At 55.5% G+C, this 18912-nt stretch carries 17 protein-coding genes; 4 read left to right on the forward strand and 13 right to left on the reverse strand.

Annotation, left to right across the window (positions count from 1 at the left end):
* The 8 genes from HYN69_RS04605 to HYN69_RS04640 form a co-directional block, all read right to left on the reverse strand.
* On the reverse strand, positions 1–1668 hold the full coding sequence (locus HYN69_RS04605; protein ID WP_108434711.1) for a site-specific DNA-methyltransferase: 1668 nt from the start codon (positions 1666–1668) through the stop codon (positions 1–3).
* Positions 1668–4589 carry an SNF2-related protein gene (locus HYN69_RS04610; protein ID WP_216824653.1) on the reverse strand — a complete coding sequence of 974 codons (2922 nt, stop codon included), beginning with the start codon at positions 4587–4589 and terminating at the stop codon, positions 1668–1670. Before HYN69_RS04610 ends, HYN69_RS04605 begins: the two co-directional genes overlap by 1 nt.
* A gap of 156 nt (positions 4590–4745) precedes the next feature.
* The gene (locus HYN69_RS04615) at positions 4746–6098 is read right to left on the reverse strand and encodes a hypothetical protein (RefSeq protein WP_108434712.1); all 1353 of its coding nucleotides are present in this window, start codon (positions 6096–6098) and stop codon (positions 4746–4748) included.
* Between the two features lie 63 nt (positions 6099–6161).
* Positions 6162–6713, reverse strand: a complete 552-nt coding sequence (locus HYN69_RS04620) for a hypothetical protein (protein ID WP_108434713.1) — start codon at positions 6711–6713, stop codon at positions 6162–6164.
* 39 nt (positions 6714–6752) lie between these two features.
* On the reverse strand, positions 6753–7511 hold the full coding sequence (gene istB / locus HYN69_RS04625; protein WP_108434714.1) for an IS21-like element helper ATPase IstB: 759 nt from the start codon (positions 7509–7511) through the stop codon (positions 6753–6755).
* A 14-nt stretch (positions 7512–7525) separates the two neighbouring features.
* Positions 7526–9064: an IS21 family transposase gene (gene istA, locus HYN69_RS04630; protein WP_108434414.1), complete on the reverse strand. Its 1539-nt coding sequence runs from the start codon at positions 9062–9064 to the stop codon at positions 7526–7528.
* A 156-nt stretch (positions 9065–9220) separates the two neighbouring features.
* Entirely contained in the window at positions 9221–10243 is a 1023-nt protein-coding gene (locus HYN69_RS04635; protein ID WP_108434715.1) for a hypothetical protein, read from the reverse strand.
* Positions 10144–10941: a hypothetical protein gene (locus HYN69_RS04640; RefSeq protein ID WP_108434716.1), complete on the reverse strand. Its 798-nt coding sequence runs from the start codon at positions 10939–10941 to the stop codon at positions 10144–10146. Before HYN69_RS04640 ends, HYN69_RS04635 begins: the two co-directional genes overlap by 100 nt.
* A 147-nt stretch (positions 10942–11088) precedes the next feature.
* Here HYN69_RS04640 and HYN69_RS20460 point away from each other — a divergent pair, with 147 nt between their 5' ends.
* Complete coding sequence (locus HYN69_RS20460; RefSeq protein WP_159082359.1) at positions 11089–12105, forward strand: hypothetical protein; 1017 nt, start codon at positions 11089–11091, stop codon at positions 12103–12105.
* Positions 12106–12779: 674 nt separating this feature from the next.
* On the opposite strand, the gene HYN69_RS20465 is transcribed toward HYN69_RS20460, so the two are convergent.
* Positions 12780–12983 carry a hypothetical protein gene (locus HYN69_RS20465; protein WP_159082360.1) on the reverse strand — a complete coding sequence of 68 codons (204 nt, stop codon included), beginning with the start codon at positions 12981–12983 and terminating at the stop codon, positions 12780–12782.
* 108 nt (positions 12984–13091) lie between these two features.
* Here HYN69_RS20465 and HYN69_RS04655 point away from each other — a divergent pair, with 108 nt between their 5' ends.
* A complete protein-coding gene (locus HYN69_RS04655; protein WP_108434719.1) occupies positions 13092–13538 on the forward strand; it encodes a DUF6626 family protein in 447 nt (148 codons plus the stop codon).
* Between the two features lie 179 nt (positions 13539–13717).
* Positions 13718–14776: an alginate lyase family protein gene (locus HYN69_RS04660; protein ID WP_108434720.1), complete on the forward strand. Its 1059-nt coding sequence runs from the start codon at positions 13718–13720 to the stop codon at positions 14774–14776.
* Between the two features lie 146 nt (positions 14777–14922).
* On the opposite strand, the gene HYN69_RS20470 is transcribed toward HYN69_RS04660, so the two are convergent.
* From HYN69_RS20470 to HYN69_RS20475, 3 genes are all read right to left on the reverse strand, one after another.
* A complete protein-coding gene (locus HYN69_RS20470) occupies positions 14923–16038 on the reverse strand; it encodes an ankyrin repeat domain-containing protein (RefSeq protein ID WP_159082362.1) in 1116 nt (371 codons plus the stop codon).
* A gap of 62 nt (positions 16039–16100) precedes the next feature.
* Positions 16101–16928, reverse strand: coding sequence for a tetratricopeptide repeat protein (locus tag HYN69_RS04665; protein WP_108434721.1), 828 nt, complete (start codon positions 16926–16928; stop codon positions 16101–16103).
* Positions 16925–17437, reverse strand: coding sequence for a hypothetical protein (locus HYN69_RS20475; RefSeq protein ID WP_216824654.1), 513 nt, complete (start codon positions 17435–17437; stop codon positions 16925–16927). Before HYN69_RS20475 ends, HYN69_RS04665 begins: the two co-directional genes overlap by 4 nt.
* A gap of 67 nt (positions 17438–17504) precedes the next feature.
* Between HYN69_RS20475 and HYN69_RS04670 the strand changes: the two genes are divergently transcribed.
* Positions 17505–17951, forward strand: a complete 447-nt coding sequence (locus HYN69_RS04670) for a DUF6641 family protein (protein ID WP_108434722.1) — start codon at positions 17505–17507, stop codon at positions 17949–17951.
* Between the two features lie 326 nt (positions 17952–18277).
* Here HYN69_RS04670 and HYN69_RS04675 read toward each other — a convergent pair whose 3' ends face one another.
* The gene (locus HYN69_RS04675; protein WP_108434723.1) at positions 18278–18880 is read right to left on the reverse strand and encodes a hypothetical protein; all 603 of its coding nucleotides are present in this window, start codon (positions 18878–18880) and stop codon (positions 18278–18280) included.
* Between the last annotated feature and the right edge of the window lie 32 nt (positions 18881–18912).

The raw sequence follows: 18912 nt of genomic DNA on the forward strand, positions 1-18912 counted from the left end.
TCACTCCCCATCATCGAACAGATCACCATCAGCGCCAGCCTTGGTCTTCTTTGCGGCAGGCGCTTCGTCCTCTTCCTCATCGGCCATCATCGGCAGGGCGCTGATCTTCAGCGAATAGTCGTCCTTACCCCATTCGCAGCGATCCAGCACAGCGCCGGGGATTTTGCGCAAGGTCAGGTTAGGCAGGCTTTCGCCCTTTGCTTCATAGGCCGTGCAGCAGATCAGCAGACTGCGGTTTTCGCCCACCTCGTCCGAGATAGCCCGCAGTTGCTCAAAGGTCAGACTGCTGGTTGTGACATAGATGAACGAGGTTTCCGACGATGACCCGTGCATCCAGTAATGTTCGGTCGACGGGGCATAGGCATAGTTGAAATGCTTGCACATCGCCTCGGCCAGCATGGCAGGGTTGTATTCCTTGCGGATCACCCAATTGCCCCATGCGTCCTTTTCCAGCAGCGAGGGCGCAAGGCGACAGAAGCGATAGCCGCCGCCGCCCTTCCAGCCTGCAGCCTCGGTCACGCCGCCCTTGTCTGTGCCGTCGATCACCTTCTGCATGCGCGGCACGATATGAGTTTTTGCGTGTTCGCCCAGTTCAACCATGATCCAGCGGCGGCCCATCTTGTGGGCCACTGCGCCAGTGGTGCCGGAACCTGCGAAGCTGTCGAGAACGAGTTCGCCGGGGTTGGTGGCGATTTCCAGAATACGGGCAAGCAAGAGTTCAGGCTTGGGCGTCGCGAAGGGGTTCTTGGAGAGTGCTTTCTGCTCATTCATCGACACTTGAGTGCTGCCAACCTCATCACTTGGCCAAATGCTGCGTGGCACGACAAGTCCGGCATCAGACAAGAACATCTTCATCCGTGGGATGCGAGAGTTCCCGTCCTTTCCCCAATATAACCTCTTATCTGCTTCATTAGCGTTATGAGTTTCTACGCCATAGCGCCACGTCAAGCCATCAGGCGGAAAAATGTCTTCACCAGTGTTTGGTTGCTTAATCGCATAGTAAAGGTTTGGCCGTTCATTTCTGTTCTTGTTGCCTGTGTAGGTAACAGAGTTCCACGGGCCTCGGGAGTCATTGTCCGGGTTCTTGTAAAACGTATTCTGCTTTTCTGTCCGGGACAGCCTGTTCAATTTCCAGTCCGCTAGCGATTTTGCAAAAACTAGGATATTGTCGTGATCGGTCGAGAAATACTTTGCATCATTGGCTGGCGAAGTCCTCTTCGCCCAGATCACATTACTAACAAAATTACCTCTACCAAAAACTTCATCACAAATGATTTTCAGATAGTGGGCTTCGTTGTCGTCAATTGTTATCCAAATCGAACCATCATCCGACAGCAGGTTACGCAGTATTTCCAGCCGATCCCGCATCATTCCCAACCAAAGGGAATGCTCCAAGCCGTCATCATAATGCTCGAAGGCCGAGCCCGTATTATAAGGAGGATCAATGAAGATGCACTTTACCTTGCCCCGAACCGCAGGGTCAGTCTCCAACGCCTTTAGCGCCAACAAGTTATCCCCGTGGATCAGCAGGTTCTCAAAGCTATCCCCCTCGCGCCGCGCCTTGGCATGATAGGAAAACTCCGGCTCTTCGATGAGGATGCGTGGTTCCAGCCGGGGGCGGATGTCTTTGCCGATCCAAGTGAGTTCGAGTTTGGTCTTTGCGGCCATCAGACAAGGCTCCAGCGGATCGTGAACAGGTCGTTCATTTCGGGGGTAAGGGACAGTTTTTCGGCGATTTCGTCGAGCATGGCTTCTCGTTCGGCATCAATCTCTCGCAGCCGTGTGTAAAGCTGGTGTTGCAGGTCATCAACCTTGGCTTGCAGGGTCTTGGCCTCGCGCTGCAACTCTAGCTTGGCTTGCAGGTTCGATGTGGCACGGGCCAGCTTTTTCTTCTCGTTGGCGTCCTTGGTCAGCGCCTTGATCTGTTGATCATAGGACACCTTGGCATCATCGCGCCAAGCGTCGAGCCGTTCTTCCTCTTCATTCAGAAACTCGCCCAGCCGTTCCTGCGCCTTGCCGACAATCTCGACCTGCCGCTCTTCCAGCACCGCCGACAGGGTTCCTGCCTGTCCCGCAACTTCAACGCCGCCAAGTTCCGTCGCCGGAATTTGCAGCATGCGTTCGGCCACTTCAGGATGCAGGGCGGTGCCGTCATCCGTGATCGCCGCACAAACGATTTCGTCATAGGTTCGCGCCGGGGTGTGCAGCGTCAGGCGGGCGACACGCATCCACCCAGACTGCCCCCGCAACGGGCGCACACTAGACAGATTGCCCTCATAAGCATCGTAGGTGAACTGCAGATGGGCAGGGCCAACAGCGCGGTCTTTGGCTTGCCGCAACAGTTGGTCAGCCAGTCCTTGATCGCCGATGCGGAAAAACCGCCAGCCCTTTTCGTCAGCCTCGGGCCATTCGGTGGACCAAGTTTCGCCAGCATGATCAAACCGCTGCACGTGGTTCATATGAAACTCAGCCTGCGGCAGTTCTGCGCGAACGAGACCCAGCAGCGCCCGCTTGAAGTCACCGATGGCAGAGTTGACCGCTTCCTTACGGCCCAGCAGGCGTTCAATGACCTTATCGTCCATCTCGGCCAGCAGCTTGTTGCGGGCGTCCTTCTTGGCCTCGTCAATCTCGACGCTGAATTCCGACTGCAACTGATCGAAGGCGGCATTGATTTCGTCGTTGGTGCGGCAGCTTTGCACGATGTCGAGGATGCGGCGTTCGATATCAACCCCGCTCTCAATCGCGCCCAGCACTTCATCGGATGAGCCAAACACGCCGTCGAACAGCTTGAACTTCTCTTCGAGCAGCTGGTGGATACGGGCTTCGGCTTGGTTTTTGCGGTTCAGGAAGTTGATGACGGTCACGTCGATCTTCTGCCCGTAGCGATGGCAGCGTCCAATCCGCTGTTCGACCCGCTGCGGGTTCCACGGCAGGTCATAGTTGATCAGCAGCGAGCAGAACTGAAGGTTGATGCCCTCAGCACCGGACTCTGTCGCGATGAGAATTTCACGGTCATTGCGGAAGGCATCCACAATGGCTGCCTTCATGTCAGCGGTCTTTGACCCCGACACGACATCGGTGCCGCGATGCTTTTCTAGCCATGCCTTGTAGATCGCGTTGCTGTCCTTGTCAGAGTTCGATCCGTTCAGGATCACCGTCTGCCCACGGAAGCCGCTGCCTTCAAGCATGTCGCGCAGATAGGCTTGGGTGCGAACGGACTCCGTGAAGATCACCGCCTTGCGCTGTCCACCCTTGCCCGTGATTTCCGCAAGCACCCCCGGCAAACACTCAAGCAGGGCACGACCCTTGGCATTGTCCGAGATGGAGAGCGCCAAGTCGCGGTAGTAGCGCAACTCGTTGATTTCCGCCTGCAGCTGCTTGGGGTCGATCTTTTCGGCCTCATAGTCGCGGCCATCATCCAGCGCATCAGCCTCGTCGCCCCTGCCAGCTTCACGCCAGTCGTCAGCTTCTTCGGCAAAGCCGTCGATGTCATCCAGCGTGGTCGCGTTGACGATCTGCTTGGCCTCTAGGCGGTGCAGCATCTTTTCCAGTGTCTGCGCGATGGCAAAGGACGACGAGCCAAGGATTTTGCGCAGCATTAGCGTGACGAGGTGGCGACCGTTGTTGCCCATCGCCAGCGTGTCCTGCCGCTGCAGGTAGGTGGACATCAGCTCGTAGAGGTCTGTCTCAAGCTTTTCCGGCGTAAAATCAAAGGTCTTGGGCAGACGGTTGGTATAGTTGATCAAGCCCGCCTTCTGCACCTGCCGCCGCAACGTGCGCTTGCAGATGGGTTCTAACCTGCGGGCCAGCATCGCCTGCGATGCCAGCTCTTCGCGCCCCCCGAATTCGGCTTTGAACGCCTGTTCCGAACCGAAGTACGTCTCGTCAATGATGGTGATGAGGCCAAACAACTCCATCAGGTTGTTCTGCAGGGGTGTGGCTGTCAGTAACAGCTTCTGCCTGCCTGCCAGTGCCTGCTTCAGCACAGATGCACGGGAGGTTTCCGCTGACTTGTAGACGTTGCGCAGCTTGTGGGCTTCGTCAAAGACCACGAGGTCCCAGCTGATTTTTCGCAGTGTGTCCGCAATGCGGGCCGCGAATTCATAGGACAGGATGATGATGCCTTCGCCCCGACCGATAGGACTGGATCGGCCGTCGGCCATGATTTCCTTAAGGCGTTTTGCATCCAAGATGATGGAGGGCAGCGTGAACTTCTCGCGCAACTCCGTGGACCACTGTTTGCGCAAGGATGCAGGCACGATCAGCAGCAGGTTGCGCTGCCGTTCCCACCATCTCTGGCTGAGAACGAGCGCCGCTTCGATTGTTTTGCCAAGGCCAACCTCATCGGCCAGCAGCACGCCTTTAGAAATCGGCGAGCGCAGCGCAAAAAGGGCAGCATCTACTTGGTGGGGGTTCAGGTCAACGCGAGCGGACGACAGCGACTGCGCAAGCGCATCAGCTTCATCAATGCCTTCACAAGTCAGAAAATGCGCAAAATACTTAGAATGATGATGCGTGAAGCCGATTTCACTGGTGCTAGAAGCCTGTTGCAATGATTGTTCGCGCCCTCTGCCCTTGGATTGTTCCAAGGATCATAGTCGTGAACCACAGGCCACGACAAGGCGTGCGGACGGGATACAGGGCCATCTTCAGTAACTGAAGTTGAAGATGGGTAGCTCACCCATCAAAAAAACCCGCCGCATTGCTGCGACGGGGTGACAGTCTTTCTGGTGAAGGTCGACCCGTTACGCGACGTCGAACGGGTCGACCTCATCACGTTCGTCAGGTTCCGTCTGTGCCATCGGGAAGGAGCTCCGCGCCAGATCGTTGAAGATGTGGCTGTGGGCGGCCAGAACATCATGGCTGCCACCAGACTTGAACACTGCCTTGATCGCCCCGATGGCACGATCAAGCTTCAGGGCCAGCTGGGGCGCACCATCGGTCCGTTGCACATCCATCACGCGGTTGGCCATTTTGACGCCATTGCAAAGAGCGGCAATGTTGTGGTGGGCGAGAATGTCATAGCTCAACTTGTCGAAGTAATAACCCGAACCGCCGTTGTGCTGGACGCAGACGTCTTTCAGCTGAAGGCGATCTCCCAGCGGGCTCGGCCACGGCCAGTCAAGGTTAGAAGTGACAGATCCGAACGAGCGCGGTGCAGGCTGTGCCGACAGTTTCAGGGTATCGGCGGTGAAGTTCGGAAGGGTATAGACGTTGCCCATCGCCATCATTTTGAACGGGGACGCAGTATCGTACGTGATGCGGAGGTTGCAGCCGTTCTGGTTCAGCTCGCGCTGCAATGTGGTCAACATACACGCGATAGGCAATTCTGCCGTTCCGAGCATATGAATGTGGCGTTTCTGCTGCAAGTTGCCGTCTTCCAGCATGCGCAGGATCAGGCTGAGGACGTAGTTGAAGTTCTTGCGTTGGGCACCCGCAATTGCCCATCCGCTGCAGAAATCAAAGTGCTTGACCGCATTATACCACGCATACCCTTCGGCAGGCCGCCGTGCCTGCACGACATTAAGCCAGCAGACTTGGCTGTTTTTGCCGCGCTTCTCTTCAAAGTAGCGCAAGTGATCCAACGTCGTATCGAGGCACTGCTTGAAGGACTTGTAGGCATAGCCGGGCTTGCCCACAGGGCCCACAGGCACATCGAGGGTCATGGCGAAGTCAGCGTGATCCTGCATCCAGCCCAGGATCATTGCACGATGCTTGTAGCCATCAATGCCGGCGGTCTGCTGGGCAATGGCGTAACCGCCAGAATCGCAGATCAGGGAGGTAGCAGCGCGGTCGCGTTCGGTGATGATGCAGCGTTTCTTCTGGCGAAATGCTTGCCCTGCACTCGACATCACATAGCCGATGCGGAACAGATCGTGCTGGGGTGACAGGAAGTTCAGGTCACCCACATTCAACCCGCCCGGCATCGCCCGGTCATAGTTGTCTTCGTAAACGTTGATCGCGTAGCTGGGCGAAACGCTCACGATGTACAGGGCTTCATCGGTGGGCGACGGGTCGCTTGCGAGGATTTTCGGACCGAGGATTTGGGGTTTCGCATCAGCATGCGGAACAATGGCATTGGCCATGATGGTCTCCATTAAGATGTAGGGGGTTTGTCAGTTTCCGCAGGGGCGACGGTTGCCGCCCCTGCGTTCGGCGCCTTAGGAGGTCGTGACCGCGTTTTTGCGGACGGTCACTTTCTTGTTTGCGTTACGGATATGGCCGACCACGTCGAAGTGCTTTTCGGTGGACAGGCCGTTTACCGCGAGATGGCCGATACGCTTGTTGTTAAGGCGGCCATCGTCCTTGCACAGCGGCTGGAAGATCGCGAAGTAGCCGACATTGTCACGGAAGCGCACCGCAAGCAGGCCGGTCGGATCGATTTGCAGCATGAAGCTGTCGGTGTTCTGGGCGACCAGAACTTTCAGAAGTGCGTACACGTCCTGCGGGCGAAGGGTCACAGCAAAGGGTTCTGCAATAAGGGACGACACCGAAACCGTGACGGTGGGAATGCCCTCAATCACCAGCGACAGATTTCCACCCTCAAAGCTCAAGGTCATGCACTTGACCGTCTTGTTCGGCGTGGGAGCGGAGCCCCACTTGGCGGCACCTTCTGCATAGAGCAGCTTCATCTGTTCTGCGGATTTCGCGCGATTGGGGCAGTGATTTCGCGCGATCGCGGGCGCTTGTTTCACGGCATCGCGGGCAGCCATTTCGCGGTCGCGGGCAGGCTGATCGACGGCTTCATGGAGTCAGGCCTGATGGCCGAGGTCAAGGGGTTTCGTGACTTTTCGGCGCATGCTTTCGCCTGAGAGCTGAAGGCGATGAGCGTTGTGGACGAGGCGGTCCAGGATGGCGTCAGCCAGGGTGGGATCTCCAATGGCTTCATGCCAGTGCTCAACCGGGAGTTGGCTCGTGACGATGGTAGAACCACGGCCGTGGCGATCTTCGAGGATTTCCAGCAGATCGCGTCGCTCCGATGGGGCGAGGATGGCCAGACCCCAGTCATCGAGGATCAGCACGTCCAGTTTGGCGATGGCTTTGAGCATGCGGGCGTGACGCCCGTCTCCTCTGGCCAGGGCGAGGGCCTCGAAGAGGCGCGGGACGCGGTGGTAGACGACGCTGCGTCCGTCACGGCAGGCTTTGTGACCGAGGGCACAGGCGATCCAACTTTTGCCGAGGCCGGTCTGGCCGGTGATCAGCAGGTTCTCATGCCGAAGGGTCCACCCCCCGTCGATCAGATGCGCCATGACGGCGCGGTCGAGGCCACGCGGTGTGCGCAGGTCGAGATCCTCGACGCTGGCGGTCTGCCGGAGGGCCGCGAACTTCAGGCGGGCGGTCAGGCGTTTGGTGTCGCGCTCGGCGGCCTCGCGATCGACCAGAAGGCCGAGACGCTCCTCGAAGCCGAGTGCTTCATAGGTGGGGCCGGCACGGCGCTGCTCATCCAGCGCGCGTGCCATTCCGGCCAGGCCGAGCGCGGTGAGGCGCTCGGAAGTGGGGTGGGTCAACATCAGTCTTCTCCTTCTCAGTGGTAATAACCCTGCCCACGGATATTGGCGTGGTGCAGGGGGCGGTCTTCGGGTCGGTCCTCAAGGAAGGCCCGGTCGAGCCCGTTCTTCAGGATCGACCTGATCGAGGCGACAGATCGGGTCTGGATGGTCAGGCCGCGCCGACAGGCGGCATCCAGGCGCGTGGCGTCGTAGCTTTTGGCCAGGGCCAGAACCCCGAGACAGGTTCGAAAGCCCTGCTCGGGATGTGGCCTGGCGGTCATGACCGCCTCGCAAAAGGCGGTGACCGACGGTCCCAGCTTGGCGGCCTGCGCCAGCATCCGGGCCGGGGTCCATTCGGCGTGCCGCCGATGGGCCGAGGGCATATGATCGGGCAGCGTCACATGGCTGCGGCGTCCGGGGCAGCGGAGGTGGCTGGCAACCCTCTGACCTTTATGGAAGATCTCCACGATGTCGCCACTGATGCGAACATCCACCTCTTCCCGGATCAGGCCGAAGGGCACGGAATACCAGGAACTGTCCACCTCGACATGATAGTCCAACGCCACTCGGGCGCGTTTCCATCGCGCGAAGGTATAAGCGGCCTGCGGCAACGGCTGGAGATGCGGCCGATCGAGCGTCGCGAAGAGATCGGCCCGGCTGGCGCCGTAGCCGCGCATGACCCGCATGTTCAACTCATCCAACAACTGCCGGATCGCGGCATTCAGCTCCGCCAGAGAGAAGAAGCGCCGGTTGCGCAGCCGCGCCAGGATCCAGCGTTGCGCCACCTGCACCGCAACCTCGACTTTTGCCTTGTCGCGGGGCTTGCGAGGCCGGGCTGGCAGGATCGCCGTGCCATAATGCTCCGCCATCTCGGCATAGGTCCGGTTCAGTCCGGGATCGTAGCGGTCCGGCTTCAGCACGGCCGACTTCAGGTTGTCGGGCACGACCACCTTGGGCACGCCACCCAAGAAGGTGAACAGCCTCACATGGGCACCGATCCAGTCTTCAAGGCCCTCCGAGGCGACCGCTTCGGCATAGGTGTAGTTCGATGCGCCCATCGCGGCGACGAACAGCTTCATGGGCTGCACTTCACCGCTTGCCGGGTCTATGACGTCGATCGTGTCGCCGGCAAAGTCGACGAAGACCTTCTCGCCGCCAACATGGGTCTGCCGCATCGTCGGGCGAACCCGCCCTTTCCAGGCGTCGAAATGGGTGCAGAACCATGTGTAGCCAAAGCCTGCCGGATGGGCCGCACGGTATTCTTCCCACAGCAGCATCCGGGTCACCCCGGGACGGCGCAGCTCTCGGTCGATGCTGATCCAATCCGGAAACGGCCGCTCGGGGGCGGGCACGGTTGGCGCTGCGGGAAACAGCAAAAGCTCCAGCCCGTCATCGTCGAGACCCTGTGGCAAAGGCCAGGTCAGACCCGCCTGCCGCGCCCGGTGCAGGTAAGTTCCAACGCTTGTCTTGCTCAGCCCCAGAGAGGCGGCAACCTGCCGCTCGCTCAGGCCCTGGCCAAACTTCAATCGTAAAACATCGCGTATCCGCCGCATGTTCAGTCGTCCCGTCGGCATCCTGCCCCCCTCTCTTCAAGGAGCGCAGCTCTATCCTCTCTTTGCCGACCAGGCCTGCCCGCGATGACGCGAAATCGCTGCCCGCGATCGCGTGAAATAGCTGCCCGTCATCGCGCGAAACGGGTGCCCGCCATCATCTGAAATCAGTGCCCGCCATCACGCGAAACACGCAATCTGTTCCTTGCGGACGATCAAAGTTGCCTTCACCTTGGTTGCGAAGTCGGGTTCCACGTCCAGCGTCTTGTGCTGCGAGTTAGTGACATTCGACCACGTCATCAGGCGCTGGTGCTCGGGGACTTCATTATTGTCCAACATCCATTGCGGGTTTCCCTCCGGATGGGACAGAGGCGTCACATCAAGCGAGCTGAAGTAGCGAAGCAACGGGTCGTTCAACGTGTTCTTGACGTCCAGATGGGCTTCCTGCAGGAGCGAGAAGCAGCCGGAAATCGGACGCAACGTCAGGATCGAGGCGTGCGGCGTTGCGTGGATAACGGGGGCAACATCAGTCCCCTTTGCGGACACAACAAGCTGCGTCACGCCTTTTTCGTCGGGGCGCATCGACAACTTGCGGACGACCGCCTTATTGCCCTTTTCGTAGGATGCATTGCCTTTTGCAACGGTGCCGCCCACCAGTTCACCCAAGTTAAACACGCGGTTCAAGAAGTTGATGCCGGGGTTCGCGATATCGGCTGCGCTGACTTGGTGGCGTTCGACGAACTTCTGGACATCCTTGCCATCAGCTTCCGCTTCGCCAACAACGGTGACATTCGAGCCGTCGGAATGCGCAAGCAGCAACACAAAGCCCTTGTGAGCATGTGCGGGCTGAAGTGCGATCTGCGTTGCATCAACCACGTTCGCCGCCGCCGCTGCCGCATCAGCGATAAGCTGCGCCCCCAGCTTCTTCTTCACTTCCTCCGACAAGCGCGGTTTCTTTTCCAACTGCGGTTTAGTGTAGGCCGCAATCGCCGATTCAAATCCACCGAGTTTGACCAGATAGTCCACAGCGACCTCGTGGGTCACATCTGCTTTGCCCTTGAAATGCCCGTGCAGCACCGAAAGCACCGTGGCGTAGCGCGAGATCAGCGAAGCCTCCGAAGGCTTTTCGAAGCAGAAAACGAACTTGACGATTTCGGTGAAGGGGTTTGCACCCGGCTTCGCCTCGACCAGAAGCTTGCGCATCGACTTCCATTCTGCGGGGGACGGCCTGCATCCGCCTCATACTTCGCTTTATGCGCCGCAATCTGTTTCGCATGGACTTCATCGTAGGCGACTTCGTTTGCGAGGTCCGATGCGGGCAGCTTGTTATTCTTGTACTGATCGGCTTTGCGCATGCGTTCGTCGATCTCGCCATTGTCCGACTTGATCAGCTTGTTGCGGGCCTCAACCGCGCCCGCATACCATTTTGCAGCGTCAGCCGACTGGGTGCGAAGCCAGAAACGGAAACAGTAAACAGCCGCTTGGATCGCGCTGTCCTTGGCATTGCGCATGGAGGACTGGGCGTTGGTCACCAGATCGCCAAGTTCTTGTTCAAGCGCCTTCTTCGACGCCTTAGCGGTGCCACCGACGATTGCGTTGGAAGCAGCCATCTGGACCGCCATATCAACAGCGGCGTTCGCGCTGTGCGCAGTTTTCGAAGAAGTGCGGCGTTTGGTGGGGGTCTTTGCAGTGGTCTCTTTCGAAGCGACAGTAGCAATGGCCTGTTCCATCGAAGCATCAGCCACATTCGAACCTTTCTTGCGGCGCGACTTCGACGCTGCAATCACGTCAGTAACGGCCTGCACAGGTGCGGCCTTGGTCGTCTTTGCAGAGGTCGTCTTGGAACCGTGGGAAAGCTCGGAGTTTGCCGAGGTAGCGGTGGGATCAATAGGCTGAGCCATGATGTGTGCCTTTTGGTTGGGTTGCCGGTGCTTTGCGCATCGGTGCCCCTCACATAGAAAGTGAACACTTAAAGCGAAATTTGATAGAAGAATGTGTTTGTTAAGTGTTAACTAATTTTCCTTGTCGGTGCTTTGGGGGATCGAAAAATGACGGAACGCCTCGGGGATCGCACAGGCCCCCGCTACGAGAGACCAGTCGGCCCAAAGTTCTGGGTTCGTAAGGCTGCCGTATATCGGCTGTGGTTTGACTATCTGGCCATCAGCCCAAGCTACGAAGCGGTAAGGAGGGAGGTACTCGGCATCGCTGGGGCCTGCCCGCCATTTGCGCTGCCAAATGATGCAGACAGCGTTCGCGCAGTCTACAAGCAGCTGGGCGATGTGCAGAGAAGCACATTTAGCAGCTGGTTCAATGATCGCACTGTCGAGTACTTCGGTCGCCCGGGGGAGAAGCCAGAGGTTCGGAAGCTCGGTGTGATTGGTGATGGCATCCGTGATCTGCAACACTTCAGAATAGCTGAAAGGAATATTCGCCAGATGATGCAGGATGCGGGTGGTAATCCTGCTCGGCTCGTCGCCCTGCCGATTGAACTCAGTCGCACGGAAATCCTGAAACAAGTCGATAGCTTGCTCAAGCGAGAGAAGCCCACGAAGGAGTGGGAACAGACCGTACATACTCCGATGTACCCGCTCGTCGGTGATCGTCATCGCGTCGCCTCACTGCGACGCTTCCTTGATATTGCCAAGCTGCGTGCTGTCTTTTTAGATGATCCAGCATGGAAAATCGGACTGAGGTTTGGTCTCGGTGCCAATCATGCAGCTGTCTTCGGTCCGATTGAGGCTGCGCGACCTACAGCGGCTAACGAGGGACCCCGTGTGTCGCTGAACGTGATCGTCACGCGAATGCTGACGAAAGCGCGGTACATTGCGGAAAACGCGGCCCGTGGTCGCTTTCCACTGCACAATAAGCTGGATACCGCACTGCCGTTGGACTTCGAATGGATCGCTACGTCATCCAAAGAGCGCGACGCATGGATGACCGCGGAAGAAAAGAGGATTGAACAGCTTGATGCCTACTGGCGAGTGTTGCCGATCAATTTTCTTTCAAGGCAATGGCTTAATTTTGAACTTCAGCACAGTGATGCGATGGGGTACTGTGATCTTTAGTTACTGAAGATCAATGAACAGTAAATGGGAGAAAACGCATGGCTGGGTTGATTGGCTCTCTCAGTGATCAGATCTATCCTTAAAAGATAGTATATGAGCCAGCTGCTTCGCAGCCGTCTGCTGACGGCAGTAACATTTCGCACTTTCGTGCTCATGTTACTTTGTCAGCGTTGATCTAATTTTGATTTCTTTGAAAGATAAGCGAAGCTTATCTTGATTGCATTCGCTAGATCTAACGCCACACGACGACATATCATTGTCATCGTGTGGCTGATTGCTTTCGCTGAGTCTATTAGCCGGTTCGTCTATTCACAACCCAGCTGCTGCTGGGAAAGGGGCTGTTACGATTGCCTCCCTTTTACGCTAAGTGCCTGCTCATCTCTGCCAGTGACTTACGAACTTCCACTACCACTGGCTGTCATCGATGTGGGGTTACCGTCGTCATACCCCAAGTGCTATTTTCATAGCTTCTACCGTTTTTTGCTTATCGCGCTGATACCCAGGAGGTTTTATTTTTTTTAGAACGGAACCACATAGGTGGACCCCTCGCTTTGTGAGTGAGTATCAGCCGTGCTACCGCCCACAAGCATCCGTCCTATCCTGAACGTGAGCTGCCCACTTCAACCGTCTGGGCCCGACTATCGGTAGTGATATGCGCTTTTCGCGCTCGTAGTTTATTTATGCCGATTGATCGGTCTGCGTGTATTAATTTTGAGGTAATCTAAATTTTCTTTGACCCATGCGATGATCTCATCATCGCTAAAGCTGCGGCATGAACTTGCTGCGCCAAAGGTGCCCTGTCGTGTTGTCCTTGCTCGTTTGGTCTTCTGCGCGGCGGTCTTGTCAATGCGTTTCTGTTCTTCTGATTTATTGCTCATTATGCTCCTTTTCTGTATAAATACATTACACAATACATTATGTGGCCGTGTTTATTTATTTCCAAATTGAAAGGTGAAGAATTGAAAATAACAGAATTAGAGAAAGCAATGATCAAGATGGGTTTGATCGAAAGCAGTGTCGATCTCAGCATTGAATGGTTTGGCAGAGAAAAGAGCTATGTTCGTGGACTGAAAAGCGGTGGCAGAGAACCCAGCGCGACTGTGTTGGCACGCTGCGCTGCCAAGCTGCGGATGACGGCACGTCGCCTTGAACGCAGCAAGCGTCCAGAGGCGGCAGCGTTGTTGCCCAAGATCACGCGACTGGCGGACCTTTGCACTGCCCACCTGTTCAGGATCGAGAACATACGTCTGCCGTCAAAGGTGGAAGAGCTGGCGACTGGAAAGCCCAATGATCCTTTCGCGGCAAGAAAGGCCAACATCACAGCGCAGCAGAAACAGCTGACCTTGAAGAAGAAGCAGATCGCAGCGCAGCAGGCACAGCAGAAGAACAATGCAGCACAGGCTGCGCTGAGCAAGGCACGCAGCAAGCCTTAGTGGCGTCAACGAAGGTCTAGCAGCGTCATACAGGCGGTGGACGGGTCAGTGCCGCTAGTCATGGTGCGACCCAAGCCAAGCAGCACTCTGCAACGCTCGTTGACCTGCCCGACGTTTGCCCTGTTGAAGGAATATCAAATCGACACTAGCGTTCATGAGGGTCCGCTAGGGAGTTGTAGATGGCATACTTTTACAGGTTGCTCTTGTCGGCAGTTGTTACGCTGGCACCACTTCACTGTGCCGCCTCGGAAACTGGCACGATCATGCAGCCCACCCCTAAAGCTGCATTCTGTAATGCGATGACGTTGCAATACCCGGGTGCGTTGCCTGAGTACCTCGACATCAATCAAGATTACGCCAAAGCTTACCAAAGCAGAGCAGATGATTACTATCATAACTACGCAATATATCTAACGAGCCTTACCTCACGTGCGTTGCTTTCAAAGGAGCAACGCAACCGCTTGATCGCCGAGTTGGTGAAGGTCGCCACTGAAAAGCCTATTAAGTGGCCACCTCAGAATGACCCACCCGTTTTTTATGAAATGCTGGTTCTCATGCCATACACAGTTGCGTATGCACATTCACGATCGTTCATGGACGATGACCAAAAATCACGTGTGGAGAAATGGATCAGGTCGCGCATTAAGCTACTGTCCAAAGGTGAAGAGAAGCGAACAAACAACCGAGCCTATCACTTTGGCGCAGTTCTTGCAGCATATGGTTATGCTTCAGGAGATGAGTCTTATACAAAGCGAGCACTGGCAGTTTACAAAAACGCGATAAAGAAGCAGCGTGATGATGGGTCTCTGAAAGAAGATAGTGAGCGAGGCGGATCAGCTCTGCATTACACGAACCAAGCTATAGGCAATTTGGTCGCGATGGCTGAAATATTGCAGAGCAGTGGCATTGACGCCTACGGTTATGAAGTCAATGGAAAGTCTCTGCATACCGCAGTCAAGTTCCTACTGGATGCGAGGAGAGATCCTTCATTGATTGTTGATTATGCAAAAGATAACCCAAAGTTCAGCGTCTTTCAATTTCCCGGCAGCTCACCTGAAAATCAGGATATGGGCTGGAAGAAATTTGATACGATTTCATGGGGATATTTTTATATGGCAAGATTTCCAGAACATGCCAACACGAAGCGTTTGCTGTCGATCTCGCCGTTTCTCCGCAGCGGACAAGTGGGTAACCCCGATATAGCTGTTGGCAACGCTAGGTGTTACTTGGGGCGCTAACAGTATTCCTGAGCAGGAAAGTGTGGAGTTGCGGGCATCAGCGAAGGTCTAGCAGCGCCGTACAGGCTGGACCCGGGCCAGCGCCGCTAATCAGGGTGCGGCACTAACTAAGTGGAGCCGCTACAACATCGTTACAATATCTAGATTCAACGAAGAAGTGTCCCTAGAAACGCTATCTTTCTTTGTCTGTCTGGATCTTTAATAAACGGGCTAAACTCTGCCTGCTTAAGGCTTTCCATTAATGATCGCGGAGCGCTCTGGTGAGTACGCAGAAACTGGGCGTACCTATCGTCTAGCCGGGAGCGCGAGAAGTTTGATCGAAGCAATGCCTCCTCTAAGCGCTGACTATGATCGCGACACCCAATCACCGCATGCAAAACTGTCCGTCCATTGGTGTCAACACTGTACGGATCAGCTCCATAATCGAGCAATATAGCTATCTGCTCTGACCATTTACAAATATGAAGTGTATTTCCACTAAATGGGCTTTGATCACGGCCCTGCCCATAAGAAATACTTGGGTTCGCTCCATTTCTCAAAAGTAAATTCAATTTTCTTGCTTGAAAGTCCCCATCAGATTGCTGGATCGCATTTCCCCGCAAGTTCCAATCGTGGATAACAGCATCGAGCATGGTCGCCTTGCGGAAGTTATGTTCAATACTGTCGTTGATCTGCAGACCACCTTCAATTAGTCTGTTTAGGCATCTTTCTAAAAGACGATCATCTTTCAAATAGCTATGAAAATTAGATTTATATTTAAGTGCACCATTCCAACCCGTCGAGGACCAACCCGCCGCAGCGGCACCGCTTCCAGCCGCTAAAGAAGCTCCGCTTTGAAGAAGGGCCACAATGCCCTGTTCGTTGAGGTTCATTGCTGCAAGGCCAAGCGCTGTATTAGAGCTTTCTTCGCCCATGGGCTCGTCAATATTCGGTGTACGCTTTATGGCGAATTCAAGAATCTCAATAAATTCTTGGCTCTTCGCCGCCGCGTGAAGCGTAGTGAAACCAAACACGCCCCGTTGCCATGCATTTTTAGATGCGGCGAATATTATCTTTGCAATCTCAGGCTCACATGTATCACAGTCAAGTGCAAGCAGCAACGGCGTGAGCAGGGATTTATCGTCAAAGAATGCAAGATCATATCCCAACGACACAATGCGCTCAACTTCACGGCAAGCTTCTTGATCGCGCCCCTTCTGACATAAAAAGATAAGAAGCCTTTTCGTGTCGTCCGGCATTTTCTTTTTGGCATTGAACCACATCGCAAGATCCACTCATAGCTAAAAATTGATTACTAAAGGCCATATTCTTCGCAAACAATAAATCAGCAATTCTTATACTGTGAAGAAATGCATGTCGCTGCGGCATTTTTGAGTTCGGAAAAAATTTTAGGGTCAGCGCCAGCCTCAATCTTATGCCAGAGCTCAAGCGCTTGTGGATGCTGATTTAAGGCTGCAACGGCCATCCATAGATAAGCTTCATCGCGCATCTCTTTTTCCTCCATGTCCAGTAGAAGTTCAGACAAAAAGAACTGAGCCCCACGGTGCCCCAATCGCGCAGACTGCTCATAGTACAATCGTGCGCGATCTATGCTCGATCCTTCACCAGAACCATCGTAACCGTTCTTGAACATCCCACCCACTTGGAAGTGAGCATCACCAACTTTTTCACCTTGCCGCGTTTCTAGGAGTGCAATTGCGGCCTTCTCATCGGCACTTACTCCAATACCAAACACAAAGAGCTGTGCCAGTCTGTACTTCGACGCCTCAGAGCCAGCCTTGATTGCTGCCTCGTGAAGCGCAATTGAGCGATCGGTGTCTGCTTGTAGCCCAAGTAGTCCTTTTTCATAGTAATACGCCAAATTACTCAACGCCAACCAACTTCCCTGTGTCGCAGCTGCCTCAGTCCATCGTAGCGCCAGATCAGGATCTTCGAGACCGGACTGTGGAAGTGCGTAAAGCCCGCCAAGAAGTGATTGCGCCTCTGGATTTTGAGCCTCAGCGCAGGGCTTCAGAATATTTTCAGCCTCCACCCATTTGCCTTCATTTATCGCCCTTTCCCCGTCACTCGCGCAGTCTGCAAAAGCAAATGACCCTGAGGTTGACACACCAAAAATTACGTACATCACAAACAAAGACCTTGAAAAACTCATTTTGACCTCATGCTCCCTACTATAAATGCAAGTTCGTTGCTTAGCTCTGCCAAAGTTTTCTTTTCACTGCGAGCCTCCGCATAGATAGTTACATAGTTTCTCTTAACGGGCGCCAGCACCACTCTAGTTTCCGCTTCCGTCTTTTCAATTAACTTCTCAATCACGACGATTTCAAAGGCTGGATCAATGGCGATTATTTTTTCACTTTCGGAGAATTCTCTTGGCGCCTCGCGGACTAAGCTGCCGTAAACTCGTATCTCCAATCCCTCTGCTTCAGATCGCAGTAATATACCATCACCATTATCCGCTTCGATGACGGAATCAAATCGGTCGAAGTAGTCGCAAGGCGCTTTAATAGCAAATTCAAAGCGCGAATTTTCATATGTGCAGGTTTTTTCGCCTGCGCTTACATCATGAATAGAAAATAAAAGAAAACATGCCGCAATGAAAGTTTTTGCGAAGTGCAGTTTTGGCTGCTGCCGGTTTCTGGAATGCCCCATCGCTCTCATCTCTTCGGTAGGAATGATTTTCCGTTGACCACATGCTCGCAGCAGTTGAACCCGATAGGAGACTGCGATGGGCGTTTTGGATAAGATTAAACTGGTGGAGATGTCGCGCAAAATCAAGCCGAACGCGACACAGCAACGGCGAGCCAAGCTGGTCGAACAGCTGCAGGAACAGCTGAAGATGGCCGAGGCCCTGCTGAACGGCACGACACACGAGCGGACCAAGAGCACGTGGGCCAAGGATGCCGAAGGCAATCGTGTGCGAGTGCAGAAGCCAGTCCGTGTTCGTGCTTGGTGGGAAGTCGCTGGTAACGCTGTGCAGTTCGGCTTGCGATACGGCGCTGTGCCGTTGCAGCTGCAACCCGGCAAGAGCGCGGTCGAAGTAGCCAAGCTGGCGGAATTGCCCGCCGTGATCAAGCTGTTGATCGCCGCAGCTGAAGCTGGCGAGATGGATGCTGCTATAGCTGGCATGATGGCTAAGCGTGGTCCGAAGGAAAAGGCCGTCGCTGCCCAGTAGGGCAGCGACTAGCTGCACTGCGAGCTTCTTCAGTTACTGAAGTTGGTGGACGCCAGTGCGGAACAACTTGGCCTACAACCGAACAGCTGTGTTTGCGGCAGAGCGAGTGGTAGTCAAAACTACTTGACTATACTATAATATTATACAATTTGTGTATAAACCATTGTTAAAAAACAAAAAACATATGCTTCGTAATGATGGGGTCGGGAGTTCGAGTCTCTTCAGCGGCACCACTGTCTACTTATCCGATAGAGCCGATTTTGATAACTTACCCTTGAGGGGTAAGGGGTTAACCGGCCTTTGGAAGTCGTTTGGCGGCGCTGCGGTCAGGCTGGATCGCCCTGACGCTGGCCTGTGGCGTCGATCCACCATGAACAGAGGCTGGCTTCGCTGCGGATGCGCGTGCTGTCCTGTGGCGGGGCGGGGCGCAAGGTCCGGTGGCAGGGGATGCCCGCGATTTCCAGCGTGCCCGTGGCCGTATGGCCGAGGCGGGCCGAGATGACCTTGTCCACCAGATAGGCCGACAGTTCTTCGGGGCGGGCGCAGGCGGGGTCGGAGATGATTTCGGCGAGGCGCTGGCGTTTGGCGGCATCGGCGGCGAGCAGGCGGGCGACTTCGGCGCGGAAGGCGGGTTCGGTGGCGATATAGGCATCGAGCGCGGGGAGAGTTTTGGCGGGCGGTTTCTTCAGCTTCAGATGGCCGCCATCGTGCAGGATCCGCAGGATGCGCGCGCCGACGGGCGAGGTGAGTTGCACATGGGCATCGTGAAAGGCGAGTTCGCGGTCTTCGTCTGTCAGGCGCAGGGTGGCGGGGCGGCCTTCGAGCACGGCGCGGCGCAGGGCGGCGAGGGCCGGGGTTCGGTGCACGTTGGGGATCATGTCGATGACCGACAGGGCCGGTTTCATCAGGGTACGGATGTCCCAAAGCATGATGCTGGCCCTTTCTGCGGTGAAAGGACGGG

Origin of the sequence: Gemmobacter aquarius (genome assembly GCF_003060865.1) — a bacterium.
Taxonomy (GTDB): domain Bacteria; phylum Pseudomonadota; class Alphaproteobacteria; order Rhodobacterales; family Rhodobacteraceae; genus Paragemmobacter; species Paragemmobacter aquarius.